17 protein-coding genes and 1 tRNA gene are annotated in these 14,215 nt (G+C 48.1%); 11 read left to right on the forward strand and 7 right to left on the reverse strand.

What is annotated here, in order from left to right; genetic code table 11:
- The first annotated feature begins 254 nt into the window (after window positions 1-254).
- Window positions 255-2,570 carry a single-stranded-DNA-specific exonuclease RecJ gene (recJ, locus tag HEQ50_RS08660; RefSeq protein ID WP_168900124.1) on the forward strand — a complete coding sequence of 772 codons (2,316 nt, stop codon included), beginning with the start codon at window positions 255-257 and terminating at the stop codon, window positions 2,568-2,570.
- Window positions 2,571-2,591: 21 nt separating this feature from the next.
- Window positions 2,592-3,110, forward strand: coding sequence for an adenine phosphoribosyltransferase (locus tag HEQ50_RS08665; protein WP_168900125.1), 519 nt, complete (start codon window positions 2,592-2,594; stop codon window positions 3,108-3,110).
- Between the two features lie 69 nt (window positions 3,111-3,179).
- On the opposite strand, the gene HEQ50_RS08670 is transcribed toward HEQ50_RS08665, so the two are convergent.
- Window positions 3,180-4,361 carry an MFS transporter gene (locus HEQ50_RS08670; protein ID WP_168900126.1) on the reverse strand — a complete coding sequence of 394 codons (1,182 nt, stop codon included), beginning with the start codon at window positions 4,359-4,361 and terminating at the stop codon, window positions 3,180-3,182.
- Window positions 4,362-4,557: 196 nt separating this feature from the next.
- On the reverse strand, window positions 4,558-5,007 hold the full coding sequence (locus HEQ50_RS08675) for a universal stress protein (protein WP_168900127.1): 450 nt from the start codon (window positions 5,005-5,007) through the stop codon (window positions 4,558-4,560).
- Between the two features lie 726 nt (window positions 5,008-5,733).
- Between HEQ50_RS08675 and HEQ50_RS08680 the strand changes: the two genes are divergently transcribed.
- From HEQ50_RS08680 to HEQ50_RS08700, 6 genes are all read left to right on the forward strand, one after another.
- The gene (locus HEQ50_RS08680; protein WP_168900128.1) at window positions 5,734-6,132 is read left to right on the forward strand and encodes a TIR domain-containing protein; all 399 of its coding nucleotides are present in this window, start codon (window positions 5,734-5,736) and stop codon (window positions 6,130-6,132) included.
- Between the two features lie 52 nt (window positions 6,133-6,184).
- Window positions 6,185-6,272, forward strand: a tRNA-Ser gene (locus HEQ50_RS08685).
- A 120-nt stretch (window positions 6,273-6,392) separates the two neighbouring features.
- Window positions 6,393-6,704, forward strand: a complete 312-nt coding sequence (locus HEQ50_RS08690; protein ID WP_168900129.1) for a hypothetical protein — start codon at window positions 6,393-6,395, stop codon at window positions 6,702-6,704.
- A 110-nt stretch (window positions 6,705-6,814) separates the two neighbouring features.
- Window positions 6,815-7,207 (forward strand): hypothetical protein, encoded by a 393-nt coding sequence (locus HEQ50_RS08695; RefSeq protein WP_168900130.1) that lies wholly within the window; start codon window positions 6,815-6,817, stop codon window positions 7,205-7,207.
- Entirely contained in the window at window positions 7,198-7,452 is a 255-nt protein-coding gene (locus HEQ50_RS12990; protein WP_334468893.1) for a DUF6883 domain-containing protein, read from the forward strand. Before HEQ50_RS08695 ends, HEQ50_RS12990 begins: the two co-directional genes overlap by 10 nt.
- Window positions 7,453-7,456: 4 nt before the next feature.
- Window positions 7,457-7,648, forward strand: coding sequence for a hypothetical protein (locus HEQ50_RS08700; RefSeq protein WP_168900131.1), 192 nt, complete (start codon window positions 7,457-7,459; stop codon window positions 7,646-7,648).
- A gap of 178 nt (window positions 7,649-7,826) precedes the next feature.
- Here HEQ50_RS08700 and ndk read toward each other — a convergent pair whose 3' ends face one another.
- The 3 genes from ndk to HEQ50_RS08715 all read right to left on the reverse strand — a co-directional run bounded on the left by ndk (window position 7,827) and on the right by HEQ50_RS08715 (window position 9,354).
- On the reverse strand, window positions 7,827-8,303 hold the full coding sequence (gene ndk / locus HEQ50_RS08705) for a nucleoside-diphosphate kinase (RefSeq protein ID WP_168900132.1): 477 nt from the start codon (window positions 8,301-8,303) through the stop codon (window positions 7,827-7,829).
- Between the two features lie 182 nt (window positions 8,304-8,485).
- A complete protein-coding gene (locus tag HEQ50_RS08710) occupies window positions 8,486-8,671 on the reverse strand; it encodes a PspC domain-containing protein (RefSeq protein ID WP_168900133.1) in 186 nt (61 codons plus the stop codon).
- 20 nt (window positions 8,672-8,691) lie between these two features.
- Complete coding sequence (locus HEQ50_RS08715) at window positions 8,692-9,354, reverse strand: histidine phosphatase family protein (protein WP_168900134.1); 663 nt, start codon at window positions 9,352-9,354, stop codon at window positions 8,692-8,694.
- Between the two features lie 164 nt (window positions 9,355-9,518).
- On the opposite strand from HEQ50_RS08715, the gene HEQ50_RS08720 reads away from it, so the two are divergent.
- The gene (locus tag HEQ50_RS08720) at window positions 9,519-10,400 is read left to right on the forward strand and encodes a PPK2 family polyphosphate kinase (protein ID WP_168900135.1); all 882 of its coding nucleotides are present in this window, start codon (window positions 9,519-9,521) and stop codon (window positions 10,398-10,400) included.
- A gap of 310 nt (window positions 10,401-10,710) precedes the next feature.
- Window positions 10,711-11,880 carry a hydroxymethylglutaryl-CoA synthase gene (locus HEQ50_RS08725; RefSeq protein WP_211089282.1) on the forward strand — a complete coding sequence of 390 codons (1,170 nt, stop codon included), beginning with the start codon at window positions 10,711-10,713 and terminating at the stop codon, window positions 11,878-11,880.
- Between the two features lie 143 nt (window positions 11,881-12,023).
- On the opposite strand, the gene HEQ50_RS08730 is transcribed toward HEQ50_RS08725, so the two are convergent.
- Entirely contained in the window at window positions 12,024-12,614 is a 591-nt protein-coding gene (locus HEQ50_RS08730) for a hypothetical protein (RefSeq protein WP_232842723.1), read from the reverse strand.
- Window positions 12,615-12,834: 220 nt separating this feature from the next.
- Here HEQ50_RS08730 and HEQ50_RS08735 point away from each other — a divergent pair, with 220 nt between their 5' ends.
- Window positions 12,835-13,275, forward strand: coding sequence for a nucleoside 2-deoxyribosyltransferase (locus HEQ50_RS08735; protein WP_168900136.1), 441 nt, complete (start codon window positions 12,835-12,837; stop codon window positions 13,273-13,275).
- Window positions 13,276-13,338: 63 nt separating this feature from the next.
- On the opposite strand, the gene lexA is transcribed toward HEQ50_RS08735, so the two are convergent.
- Window positions 13,339-13,968, reverse strand: a complete 630-nt coding sequence (gene lexA / locus HEQ50_RS08740; RefSeq protein WP_168900137.1) for a transcriptional repressor LexA — start codon at window positions 13,966-13,968, stop codon at window positions 13,339-13,341.
- Window positions 13,969-14,215 lie beyond the last annotated feature (247 nt).

Below are 14,215 nucleotides of genomic sequence, written 5' to 3' on the forward strand. Positions count from 1 at the left end.
TGGTCAGGCTTCAAACCGAGCCGGAGGACCGCTTCTCAGGCCGCAGGCGGTCCCCACAGCACCGGAATCTCTGGCAGCCGCAGGTGGTCGGCGACGATTAATTTTATGGCGATAAGCCTTGCTAGCTGGGGACTGGAACGTGGTCGTGAACTTTCAACCTTTAGATAGATAGTTAGTCAATAGATTCGAAGGTAAAGGAGTCTGAGATTTTTCGATCCCAGGCTCTTCTCCCGTTTAGAAAGGATGATTTGCTGGTGATTGCCGCACAGTACCAATGGAATATCAAGAACGTTGATCAACCGTCAGCCGAGGCGCAGCAGCTGGCGAAAGAGGAAGCCATTTCGCCTATTGTTGCCCAGATCTTATGGAATCGGGGGTATCAGACACCAACGGCCGCGCATGACTTCTTGAATCCGGGACCGGAGCAACTGCATGATCCCAACCTGCTGCACGACATGCAAAAGGGCGTGGCCCGGATCGAAGAAGCCATTGGCAGTGACCAACAGATTACGATCTACGGGGACTACGATGCCGATGGGGTGACGAGCACGTCAATCCTGTACGAGACGCTCAATGAGATGGGCGCTAAGGTGAACTACTATATCCCCAATCGATTTACTGACGGCTATGGTCCCAACGTGGCGGCCTTTCAGAAATTAATCGCGGCCGGCACACAGCTATTCGTGACGGTGGATAACGGGGTAGCCGGGAACGCAGCAATTGCGGCGGCCAACGAAGCGGGGGTCGATGTGGTGGTGACCGATCACCACGAACTACCCGCGGAGTTGCCCGCGGCTTACGCCATCATCCATCCGCGCTATCCGGGGGCCGAGTACCCATTTGGCGGCTTGTCAGGCGCTGGTGTGGCTTTCAAAGTGGCCCAGGCGTTGCGTGAGGAGATTCCTCAAGACGTCTTAGACTTGGCGGCCATTGGGACGGTGGCGGATTTAGTGCCCTTAGTCGATGAGAATCGGGTCTTGGTCTACTTTGGTCTCCAACTGTTGAAGCAAGACGAACGACCGGGATTGCAGGCGTTGATGAGTGGCGCTGGGATTAAGCCCGAGGAATTGACGGAACAATCGATTGGCTTCGGCATTGCCCCCCGTTTAAACGCTTTAGGTCGACTCAAGGATGCGGCTCCGGCCGTGGCCTTACTGACCACGCCCGATTACACGGTCGCTCAAGATTTAGCGAAGCAAACGGAGGAACAGAACCGTCAGCGGCAAGAATTGGTCCAACAGATTAGCCAGTCCGCACTGGCCCAGGCTGAGGATGCTGATCATCGCGATCGCGCGGTCCTGATCATCAGTGGTCATGATTGGCACGAGGGTGTTCTTGGGATTGTGGCCAGTAAGGTCGTCGAGACCACGGGGAAACCCGCGATCGTTCTGAACGTCAACGCGGATGGCCGGGCCAAAGGGTCTGGTCGTAGTGTGCCAGCATTTAACCTGTTTGCTGCCTTAGACCCGCATAGAGACCTGATGACGGCATTTGGCGGTCATCACATGGCAGTCGGCTTAACGGTGCCTAGCGACCAGCTGGGGGCGTTAGCTGACGCTGTGGATCAAGAGGCAGCTAAACAACAGTTGGCGGAAAGTGGACCGACCGAAGTGCCCGTTGCGGCGGCACTTGACGTTGCGGCGGTTACGCCCACACTGTATCAGGAGTTGACAAAGTTGGCACCGTTTGGGACGGATAATAGCCAACCGCTGTTTGCTTTTGAAGCGGCGACGTTAACCCAAATTAAGGCAATTGGTAAGGACGGGTCCCACCTGAAATTTCAACTGCAGGAGGGCACGCATCAGCTCAATGCCATTCAGTTCGGCGCGGGTCGCTACGTCGATGCGTTGACGGCGGCTCCGAACGATGCGGCTGTGCTGGGTGCCATTGCGGATAACGTCTGGCAGGGTCGGCATTCCTTGCAGTTGATGGTGAAGGATTTAAAATTAACTGAAAATCCGATTCAAGATCAACGAACGGTCCAGCTTCACCAGGCCATGTTCCAGCAGGCTGGGACCTACGTGTTCTTTCACCAGAATATGTTCCGCCAGTTAGCTAACCAACTGCCGGAAACGGCGACGCCACTGCTCTACGATGGTAGTGCCGTGACGCAATTACCCGCGGGATCGACTGTGTTCATTGTCGATTGCCCCGATGCCACGACGGATCTGGAAACAGTCTTACGGCAGCTACAACCCGCCAAGGTGACGGTTTATCTTTATAAGAAAGAAAGTCTTTCGCAATTAGGGATGCCAACTCGCGCGCAATATGCTAAACTATTTAAGTTCGTTGCAACACATCAACAAGTAGATGTGGGGCACCAACTGACGCAGCTTGCAGCTTTCTTGCAGATTCCACGAACTCAGTTAATCTTCATGATTCAGGTCTTCTTCGAATGCGGATTTATCACGATCGACCACGGGTTGATGGCTGGTGTGGTACATCCGGCACACAAGGATCTGACGACGGCCCCGAGTTACCAGCTTCGACAACAGCAGATGCAGACGGAAACTGAGCTGTTGGCCTGTTCGACTGCGGTGTTAACGAAGCGCCTCGCCCCATTGATATAAAATAAAGGAGCTACTTCAATTATGGCCACTGATTTTACAAAATATATTGCTTCCGTTCCGGACTACCCAGAAAAGGGGATTATGTTCCGGGATATCTCCCCATTAATGGCGGACGGTGACGCCTTCCATGCCGCAACCGACGAGATCGTCGCCTACGCTCAGGATAAGGGCGTTGAAATGGTCGTTGGTCCCGAGGCCCGTGGGTTCATCGTGGGTTGCCCCGTGGCTTACCAGATGAACATTGGGTTTGCCCCCGCACGTAAACAAGGAAAGCTTCCTCGGCCAACGGTCAAGGCGTCCTATGACTTGGAATACGGCACTTCCGCCTTGTACCTGCACAAGGACGCCATCAAACCGGGCCAAAAGGTGCTGGTTACCGATGACTTGCTGGCTACGGGTGGCACGATTGGTGCGACGATTCAATTAGTCGAAGACCTCGGTGGTATCGTGGTCGGCACGGCCTTCCTGATTGAATTGAAGGACCTGCACGGTCGCGACAAGCTGAAGGGTTACGATATCTTTAGCTTAATGACCTACTAATTTCAAATGATGACAAAAACGCGCTCCACCGAAAAATCGGCGGGGCGCGTTTTCTATTGCCTCAGAATGTTAGTTAGCAATCATGCCACGACGGTGCACAATGAAGCCGGTCGTGGTCAATACGGCGGCTAAGAGGGCCATTACCCAAATAACCGGAACCCAAGATTGACTGAATTGTTGAAGATAACCGAAGAGAATGGGACCAATCGCCGCTAATAAGTAACCGGCCGACTGGGCCATGCCGGAGATGGCCGCCGTTTGATAGGGGTTGGTCGTCTTTTCCGTGAAAAACATGATGGCGAGGTTGAAGGCCACGCCCGATCCTAATCCGGTAATCAAGCATACAATCGTGAGAAACGGAATCGACTTCGTATCAATCAACCAAGTCAGTGGTGCGACAACGTAGCCGAGGGTCATGATGCCCAGCAGGAAGGAAACGCCGTGACGCTTGTTAAAGAGCAAGGGCACCATGAAGGATAACGGTAAGCCACTGAGCTGTAAGAGCGTCAGCAGGTTACTGGATGTCAACGTGGAGACGCCATGCACGGCCAAAATTGACGGTAACCAAGTAATGATGGCGTAATACACCAGTGATTGGAGTCCGAAAAATAGGGTGATGAGCCAGCCTAAGGGTTGATGCCAAACACTCTGGTAGTGGGGAATGTGGGAGCGTTGCTCAGCCGTCAGTGGTGCTTGGCGTTTCGTCCGGACATTCGGGAACCAGGCTAAAATGGCAATGATGCTGATGATACCGAGATAGGCCTGGGTAGCGGCGAGGCTGGTGCGGGAGATAAGAATACCCGAAACCGCTGTCCCAATGGCCCCTACGAGTAACATAGATAATGTGTAGAGGCTGGTGCCAAGGCGGATCTTGTAGGGCATGTGTTCCTTGATCAGGGCCGGAACCAAAACGTTACCACTGTCGATACCGACGCCCACGAGGAAGGTCCCCAAGAGCAGGGCGGCTAGCGTGGGGATGATTCGCAGGTAGGTTCCCACGATAAGCAGGAGAAATAGGGCAAAAACCGTGCGTTCGTTGCCCCAACGCTGCGCTAATTTAACGATGATGGGCGAAAAGATGGCAAAAGTCATTAAGGGAATTGAGGTGATTAAGCCTGCCATCGAGCTGGGGAGGTTGAGGGCCCGTTCGATGCTGGGCAGGAGTGGTGGAATGATGGTAATGGGCAAGCGGAGGTTGGCCGCAATGAGCATCATGCCAATTAAAAACCACCGCGATTGTGTCTGTTTCAAAATATAGCCTCCTAAAAAAGTTCATTACCCCATTATAGACCGGCAGTGGGGCGGAAAAAAGGGGAACGAAGACTTTTCATGAAAAAAGAGCCTATTTTATCCTAATTTTCTGAAAATCCATGGACAGCACAAAAAAACAGAGAGGGGAGGACCTCTCTGAAAGTTTTAGTTGACAACTTAAGGTGAGAACGGAACTTTAGGCGTCTTCGACCAAGTCATTGACGACCACAACGTTTGGCGCTGCGTGCTGGACGACGTAGTTCGTGGTGGACCCAACGATTAGCCGGGAGAAGGCGTTCGTTCCGGTCTTACCCATGACGACTAAATCAATCGCGGCATCGGCAGCGTTCGCGGTCTTCACAATGACTTGCTTGGGAGCCCCCTCACGAACAATGAGCGCGGCTTCAAGACCGGCATCTTCGACCAGGGCCTTGGCTTTTTGAAGAATCTCTTCACTGGTTTGCCGCATGCCTTGAATAACGGCCGCATAACCACCACCGAGCCCTTGCGGAGAGAACTGGGTGATGTCAATGACGTTCAGTAAGACCAGTTTGGCCTGCCAGTTCTTGGCAAAGTCGATAGCGGTCTTGAGGGCTTCGTTAGCGTTGCTAGAACCATCGAGAGGGACAAGTAGACGTTGATACATAGGGATTACCTCCTTCATAGTCGGCGGGGGTAGCGGACGAGATAAAACGTTTTTGAAGACTGGCAAGAAATACGATCTTCTTGATTAACTAATAAATTGGATTAGTTAATGATTATACTATACCTGAAATGGAACCTTTTGACAAGTGAAATGACTAAATATAAAATGACTCCGCACTGAATCAGTTTTAAAGCAACTTGAATTAATGGGTTATTGATTTTTCTTGGCAATTAAATAACTGTAAAGGGCAATGCCGAGTGCAATGATTACAAGGATGATCGCAATGAGTTTTACCATAAGTGGGGTCCTTTCTAACAGAGAAATAATTATTCTCAGTATAAAGAAGCTGAGGCTATTGTGCAAAGGGACGGAAGAAATTAGTAAGACAGCGTCTAAGGAAACAATGAGCGAGTTTCGTTTTGTTCAGAATGATCGTAAACTGGTTGCCACTACTTATAAGTGGGGACTTAATGTTTGGCTAACTGTTTCATTTCACGAATTAATTAATGGACGCAGGTTTACGAATTGCTTATTTTGCGGTTGGATCTACCCCTTAAATTCAATTTATCGGCTATACTTAAGCTATTGAATGGTTCAGTAATTATTCAGAGAACTAGTCTTTAAATTAGTTTCGTTATATAGTATTCATAAGAAATAAATATTTTTGTCATCATTTTGTCTTCTTAAAGGACTACACTATTGGTAATCGGAAAGGGAGTTTGACCTATGAGCGATCTATTTATCAGCTACCAGTCAGCCGATCCGCTAGCCCATTCGTTTCAAGTTCAACTCCTAGAATGGGCTGAGAAGCACTGGGAGTTCCCAACCATTAGTTTTCATGAACAGCGATTACCCGAGAAATTCATCGGTGCCCGGGCCGCGGGAATCAAACGGCGCTTACGGAAAGAAATCAAGCGTTCTCACCGGATTCTGGTCATTATTAGTCGGGAAACCTGGCAATCGGAATGGACCGATTGGGAAATTGCAACGGCCCGTCAAGCAGACAAACAAGTTTTAGCGGCCAAATTGGATAGCACCAATATCTCACCGCTAGAACTTCTTGCGGCCGATCCGGCTTGGATTGAACCGTTTAATCCAGAGGTCCTTGCCCAAACTTCATTTTAAAAAACGCTTGCATTTATAGTCATTATTGGTAAAATATATTAAGTAGTGACTTGGAGAGTTGGCAGAGTGGTAATGCACCGGACTCGAAATCCGGCGAACCGGCTAATACCGGCGCGCAGGTTCAAATCCTGTACTCTCCTTATGAGACCTCGTTAGAAGAATAATAAAAAATAGGAATCCCGTTAAATCAACGTTTAGCGAGGTTCCTATTTTTTAGTTTTCGCTAAAAAGTACTAGAAAATCAAAGAGTTTGCACAAAGATGGCTGTTTCTAACCAAAGAAATAGCACTCATCGAGTAGCACTTGACGGCAAGACCGAAGCTAAACGGATGGGTGATTTTTTTAACCTCACTTCTAACCAATCTAAAAAAGTTACCAGTATTATCACGGACCCGGAGACCACAAAGATATGGTCTCGAAACCTATGGATAGACGCTGATAAGATGGCTGGGGATGTGCAATACCTCGTTAATCAACATTTGAAACATGGCATGTCGCTCAATGATTTAAACAATATTCTTGCAGCCCATACTAATCCCAAGCAATTCAAACCAGGGGTAGTCCGCTGCTGACCGTATCAGTCAAATGGAGTTCAATGCACGGCGAATTGTGCGTACCGAATTGGCACGAATTAAAGATAAGGTCAACATGACCACATACCGGATGAAGGACGTGAAGAAGGTTGACTGGGTATGTGAGCCTGGCGTCTGTCAAAAGTGCCAAGGAATTGAAGAAGGTGGCCCGTACTGGATTAATGACGCACCGGGTATCCCTGAGTCACCCCAATTGTCGGTGTAGTAAGATTCCACATATTGATAAAATGAGTTTAATTACGTCTAGTGAGGTGGTAAAATCCACCACGCAAACTATGCTTCTGAAAATAATGATAGCCTTGGCACTGCTAAAAAATGAAACGCGGGCTGTTGATCGTAACACATCGCCTGAACAACCGCTTCCTAATGCTGAAAATGCTATTCTTCCGATTGAAAAATTCACTCGCTATTCTTTAGATCCGACAGCCATTAAAAATGGTAGGCCGATAAAGCCAAGGTATTTAAATCTGCGTTGGGATTAGAAAAGAAGGATTCTGAGTATCTAAAAGGTCAAATAAAACAACAGATTTTGACTACCAACGTAATTTACAAAGGAACAGGTTATAAGGGTAGAGATATGTATGAGGTTAGTGTTATGATTCATGGTAAGAACGATAGAGATGCGTCAGTTCTAACTGTTTGGAAAATAGTAGACGGTGTTTCTCAACTGGTATCGCCGTATGTTGATATTAAGCGACAAAATAGAGTGATGAAGGGAAAGAGTTGATAATATGCTAATTTCTGAAATAAGCCTTTATGATATAGTTCAATTAGATGACGGCAGAATTGGTGTCATTGATGAGATGGATAAAACAACCGGTGAAATTCAATTGGAACAACGTCAGCAAGATTTTACAGGAGACTGGCCGATTATGAACTCTTTTGTATCCCATGTCGATAAGGTTATTAAAAAGGCAGAATGATTTGTGAGTAGGCGTTATTTCTAATAAAATAGAACTTAAGAAACGTTGATTTACCAAGGCGTTAATTTAATTAAACAGCTTCAAAGAGTCGACTGTCCGGTATTTACCGTTAAATCGACTTTTTTGTAAAAAAAGAGACCGTGCATCACACAGCCTCAGGATATCAGTTCATTATCAATTATTTAGCGCCAACTTTTTCCTTGCCCGCAACCTTTTGATGGGCGGCAACCGCTAGTTCTGGGAACCAAATGGCAATTTCGTGGTGGGCGTTTTCACGACTGTCGGCCGTGTGAACAATGTTTCGCAGAATGCCATCGGGATACTCATGGGCATAATCGCCACGAATTGTGCCAGGTTGGGCATCATTCGGTCGGGTTTTACCAGCCAGGTTGTGCACGGCTTTAACCACGTCGGTACCCGTCACAATGATAGCGACCAAGGGACCTTCTTGCATGTACGTCTGAATTTCATTAAAGTAGGGCTTGTCGACTTGCTCCCTGTAGTGCCGTTTCAATTGATCGGTAGTTGCGTTCAAAACCTTAAGGGCAGTGATTTGGTAGCGCTTACTTTCAAGCCGTGAAATAATTTCACCAATATGCCCTTCCGCAACACCATCCGGTTTAACTAATACTAAAGTCTTTTCTGAATTTGCCATGGTAGAGAACCTCCTTGAGTTTTTAAAACGTCCAAGTTATAGCGGGTATAACAAGTTGTTAATTCAAATTGTAGACTAACCGTTCCAGAACGTCAATCGAATTATGAATATTTTTGTTAGCGTTTTCATTTTGCGCATTTTACGCATGAAAAAAGCCCGAGAAGTACTCGGACTTATGGACCTTATTCGGGGTCACCCATAATCATCCAGAGAATCAAGTAGGCGATTAATCCCGGGAACACCGGCGTGATGGCTAACAGAACAAAGATGACGCGGGCAATGTTGCTGTTCCAGTCGAAGTGTTCGGCGATTCCACCAATGACGCCAGCGAATACGCGATTATTACGTGAGCGGTGAATACTTTTCATGAGAAGGACCTCCTGCGTAATTAAGATTGAAAATCAATGCGGTTAAAGAAATCAACGTGAATCGTGTCGTCCGTAATTTCCAGTTTAGTAATGCTGCCGTTGATGGTGGCGACACCTTCATCTAATTCTGGTGCATAGCGGTCGATGATGGAACGAATAGTCATGCCGTGCGAAACCACCAGCACCTGATCACCATCTTTAGAATTGGCCCGAAGTTTATCAAAGCCACGATCTAGTCGTGCCCAAAACATATCATTGCTTTCGGCTTCACCGTATAGGTCAGCCTGATGAATCAAGTCGCGGGCTTTCTCCAGCCCGTAAGTACCTAAGACCTTGGATTCGGAGGTGAGGCCAACTTGAGCGCCGACAAACTGCCACATTTGATTTAAGTCGTTGCCTTCAAAGTAACCATGACACTGTTCCCGAAATTCGGGGTACTGATAGGTCACAATATTCATATTGTCCGGATTTTCTTTGAGGGCAATATGTGCCGTCTCAATGGCCCGACCAGAGTCACTGCTATAGGCAGCCACGAAAGGAATCTTGCTGAGCTGCTTGCCAGCGCGTTTTGCATCTGCTCGACCCTTCTCAGTGAGCGGTGAGTCAATCCATCCCTGCACCTTGTTGTAGTGATTTAACATGGTCTGCCCGTGACGAACAAAGTATGCCGTAATCTTTTTCATTTTACCGAGGCCTCCATTGATTAAGTAAGTGGTTACAAGCCTAGTATATCAAGGTTGAAAAGGGAACGCGAAGATTTTGCCGTTTATTTTAAAAAAGTCTGGGTGTTCACTGGTATCCCACTAGCAAGCATGCTAAGGTGAATGTTAACAAGGAGATGGTGTCTATGACGACTGAGAGTAGTTATCGTTATTCTGGAGAACACCCCTTAGAGTTAGCGCAATTGGCGACTCGCGTTGAAAAGGGGCCCGATCAGGCCGTGATTAATAGTGCCTTAGCAGCAAATGTTGCAACGTTAAGCGATTTACAATCCCGGTTATATTCGCAGAAGAAGCACGGGGTTATCGTGATTTTGCAGGGGATGGATACTGCAGGGAAAGATGGCTTAATTCGCCACGTCTTCAGTGGCCTGAATCCATCGGGAACCAGCGTCGTTAGCTTTAAGCAACCCACACATCTGCAGCTGGATCATGATTTTCTTTGGCGGATCAACCAGGCATTGCCACCACGGGGCGAGATACGCGTCTTTAATCGTTCGCAATATGAAGATGTCCTGATTAGCCACGTTCATCCCGAAATGTTAACGACACAAAATTTACCGGGCATTGAGTCGGTCGAGGATGTGGATGATAAGTTTTGGGATCACCGCTATCATGATTTAAAGAACTACGAAAAATACTTACGCCATCAAGGCTTCGAAGTCATCAAATTTTTCTTGCACTTGTCGAAGGATGAGCAGACCCATCGATTCGAACGGCGGATTGAAGTGCCCAGCAAGAACTGGAAATTCGCACCCAGTGACATGCAGGAGCGGGCTTTCTGGGATGATTATCAGACGGCTTATACGCGGATGCTAGAGCGGACGGCCACTAAGAAGAGTCCTTGGTATTTAATTCCCGCTGATGATAAGGGGGTTGCCCGGCTGATTGTCTCCAACATCCTCATTGATCGTTTGCAGGTGCTCCATCCGGAATATCCTAAAGTGAGTGCCGAAACCAAACGAAATCTACGAACGGTTCTTCAGCAGCTTAAAGATCACAAACTATAAGTGAGATTGCTATATACAAAAAGCGAATCAGCAGTAAGTAGAGCACAACAAAAAATCAATTGATTGCTAGATACAAATAATGGTTTTACCCGCAATTTACTGGAGTTATCTGTAAATTGCGGGTAAAGCCATTTTCTGATGGGATTATTAAGAGTTCATTAGGTCTGATTCGCAGCGGCTTATTCAGCCAGTTTGTGTCGTACAATTAAGAGTAGAAATGGGAGTTGTCCGTAACGATTCGACTCGTGAAACGCCAGTGTGAGCTCAGGGGTTGCCGGGTAGCTCCAAGAACTTTAGGAGGTCTCATCTTATGAGCATCAGTGTCGGTATTGATAAAATTGGTTTTTATACGCCGGGATTATACCTGGATATGGCCGAATTGGCCACTGCCCGGGGTGAAGATCCCAATAAATATTTAATCGGAATTGGGCAGTCTCGCCAGGCGGTGATTCCGCCAACCCAGGATACCGTCACGATGGCGGCCAATGCGGCGCGTCAAATTTTAACGCCAGCGTTCAAAGCTGACATTGCCATGGTGTTATTCGGCACGGAATCGGGAATTGATAACTCGAAGGCCACAGCCGTATATCTTGCTCATCTGTTGGGCCTATCTAGCCAAACGCGGGCAATTGAGCTTAAGCAAGCCTGCTATGGGGCCACGGCGGGACTCCAATTGGCTGCTGATTACGTGCGTGTTCATCCAGCGGCTAAGGTCTTAGTCATTGGCGCCGATGTGGCCCGTTATGGGTTAAGAACGGCCGGAGAGGTAACCCAGGGCGGTGGTGCGGTGGCCATGATCGTGGCGGCTAATCCGCAGATTTTAGCTTTGGAGTCGGAGAGCGCCTATCATACCGAAGATGTGATGGATTTTTGGCGGCCAACTTATCGAACGGAAGCACTGGTTGACGGTAAATATTCAACCAATGTTTATTTGGATTTCTTCAAAACCGTCTGGCATGATTATCAGCAGCAGACCCACCGGACAATTGCTGATTTTGATGCTTTTGTCTTTCACTTGCCATTTACAAAGATGGGCCGTAAAGGGCTTCGACAGATCTTACCGGAGGCACAGCCCGAACAACAAGAGACGTTGAAAGCCGCATTTGAGGCGAGCCAAGAGGATAATCGAAATGTCGGCAATCTCTACACGGGGTCCTTATATCTCAGTTTCCTGTCCTTACTGCGTCACGGGCAATTGGCTGTGGGTAATCGGATCGGTTTCTTTAGCTATGGGTCCGGCGCCGAAGGGGAGTTCTTCAGCGGACGGATACAACCTGATTTTCGAAAGGGATTTGATGACGCGGCGTTGACACGATTGTTGGCGCAACGTCAGCGCGTAAGTGTCGCCGAATATGAGACGATTTACCGCAGTCAACTCAGTGACGATGGGCGTGATACGCAGCTGGCTATCGGTGAGGAAACGGCCAGTTATTACCTCGCTGGTCGGCAAAATCAGCAACGTCAATACCGTCAACGGTAACATTTGGTGTATACAATAAGCTAAAAACCCGTATCTGGATGCAATCCTAGATACGGGTTTCTTGGTTAAGCTTAATGGATAGAAACGGCGGCCAGTAGCCAACTCATTTTTGAGGTGTGCTATTTGACCATTAAACACAATCGTTATTCGAATTGATTCTTGACGACGTAGCCATCCTTGAAGACCAGAACCGGTGATTGATGGCCAACGCGAACGCTCAGACTGTAGCCCTTTCCGAGAGATTTCTCCAAGGAACCGCTTGTCTTGGTGAAATTCTCGACGAAACGGGGCCATTTGGCTTGTTTGGCCAGACTAGGCTTCTTAGTAAGTGCTTGAATGGTTTGTTTGAGGTCCTGGTTGGTCACGGTTAGGGTATAGGTCTTGCTGGCGCGGTCGAAGGTCACGTCGCCCAACTTGGTGAGCGCCTTAGCCAATTGCTGCTGAACACTTTTTTCGTTGTCGGCTTGCGTCACACCACTTGAACTTGCCGAGAAGACCTGACCAGACTGCGAGCTAATCTGGGATTGCTGCTTGGCCGTGTGCGTTGCTGGCGTCGCCGCCTGATGTGACCAGTAAGGGAGCTTCCAAATGGCCAATACCGTTCCTAACAGCGCAACCGTGAGCAGGATGCTGACCCCAACTTTAGAGCCACCACTTTGAATGGCGTTCACCAGCGAAAATCCCGCAATAATCGTAATTAAGCCACCCATGATGGCAAATCCAAGAATCATCATGTTACCGAACCCCCCAAGTTAATTAGGTTTAGTATAGCATGAAACAAATATATCCTGAAAGTTTGGCGACTGGTTGCGCCAAACTCGAATAATATTAATAAATTCATTAAATTAGCCACCCTCATTGTTTTATAGCCGAATATTAATTAAAATGTTGTCGCTAAAGGTTAACATTTCCGGTATAATGGAACCTATATTCGAGAGAAATGAGGAGATTAGTGTGACCAAAGTTTACTTAGCAGGACCCTTCTTTGATGATGAACAGATTTCACGGATTGAACGGGTGGAACAGGCCTTAGCCGCTAACCCCCGCATTAGTAGTTTCTTTAGTCCCCGTAAGAGTGAAATTCCCGGCTTGACCATGGGAACGCCAGAATGGGCGACTCAGACGTTTCAGATGGACGTTTCACAGATCGATCAAGCCGATGTCGTGGTTGGCATGGTTGACTTTGTGGACGATCAAGTGGATTCCGGAACGGCCTTTGAGATTGGCTACGCTTTCCATAGTAAGAAACCGGTGGTCATTTTACACGAGAAGAAGACGACACTTAATCTGATGATTGCCGAGGGGTTACACGCCTACGTCCAAGAGGCTGAGGCCTTGGCGGCGTATGACTTCGCAACCTTGCCAGAGAGTCACTACCATGGCGATGTCATTTAAATAGCGGACACCAAAAGCAGCTGCCACCGTGAGGGTGGACAGCTGCTTTATTAATGTTAAGGTTTAGTGGACGTCGTCTCTGAACAGACCGACAACCTTGCCCAGAATGCTGACGTTATTCAGGATAATCGGCGCCATGGTGTCATTTTCGGGTTGAAGTCGGAAGTGATCGGCCTCTTTAAAGAATCGCTTGCAGGTCGCTTCGTTTTCTTCGGTCATCGCAATAACAACGTCACCGTTATCCGCATTTTGTTGGCGGCGGACGATGACCTGATCTCCGTTTAGAATCCCAATGTTAATCATACTTTCGCCACGGATAGTCAACATAAAGAGTTGATCATCATCGCGTTCAAATTCGGGTGGGACGGGGAAATAGTCCGTCGCTTCCTGAACGGCCAGGATCGGTTCTCCCGCCGTCACGGTGCCCAGAACTGGGATTCGCGTTTGCTGCTCGTGAACGCCTAGTTCTTCCAAACCAGCCGGGGTCACTTCCAGTGCCCGGGGCTTAGTGGGGTCCTTGGTCAATAGCCCCTTCTTCTCTAGGCGGGCGATGTGGCCGTGTACCGTAGAAGTAGAGGACAAGGAAACGGCTTCGCCAATTTCACGGACGGTCGGCGGATACCCTTTTTCATTTACCCGTTCCCAGATGAAGCGCAGGACGGCTAGCTGTTTACTTTCAGAAGCTTTACTCATTTTTGCCACCTCGTTCGTCATTCGTAGTATAGTTTAATCACAGTGTAGCATACGTTCCCGGCGTTTTCAAACAGATGTTCGGTTAAATCAGTTGAAATCTGAAAATAACCCTGATATGATAGGGAGCGTCTTGAAATGACGGGGAGCGAGTGCCCGACTTTCAATTGGAAATCGTGTGGACGGTGTTCGGGATGAATCATGTCCGGGGTGACGGCCAACCATAAAAATTAAAATAAAGGAGGGTTGT

Origin of the sequence: Lactobacillus sp. HBUAS51381 (assembly GCF_012641095.1) — a bacterium.
Classification (GTDB): Bacteria; Bacillota; Bacilli; order Lactobacillales; family Lactobacillaceae; genus Levilactobacillus.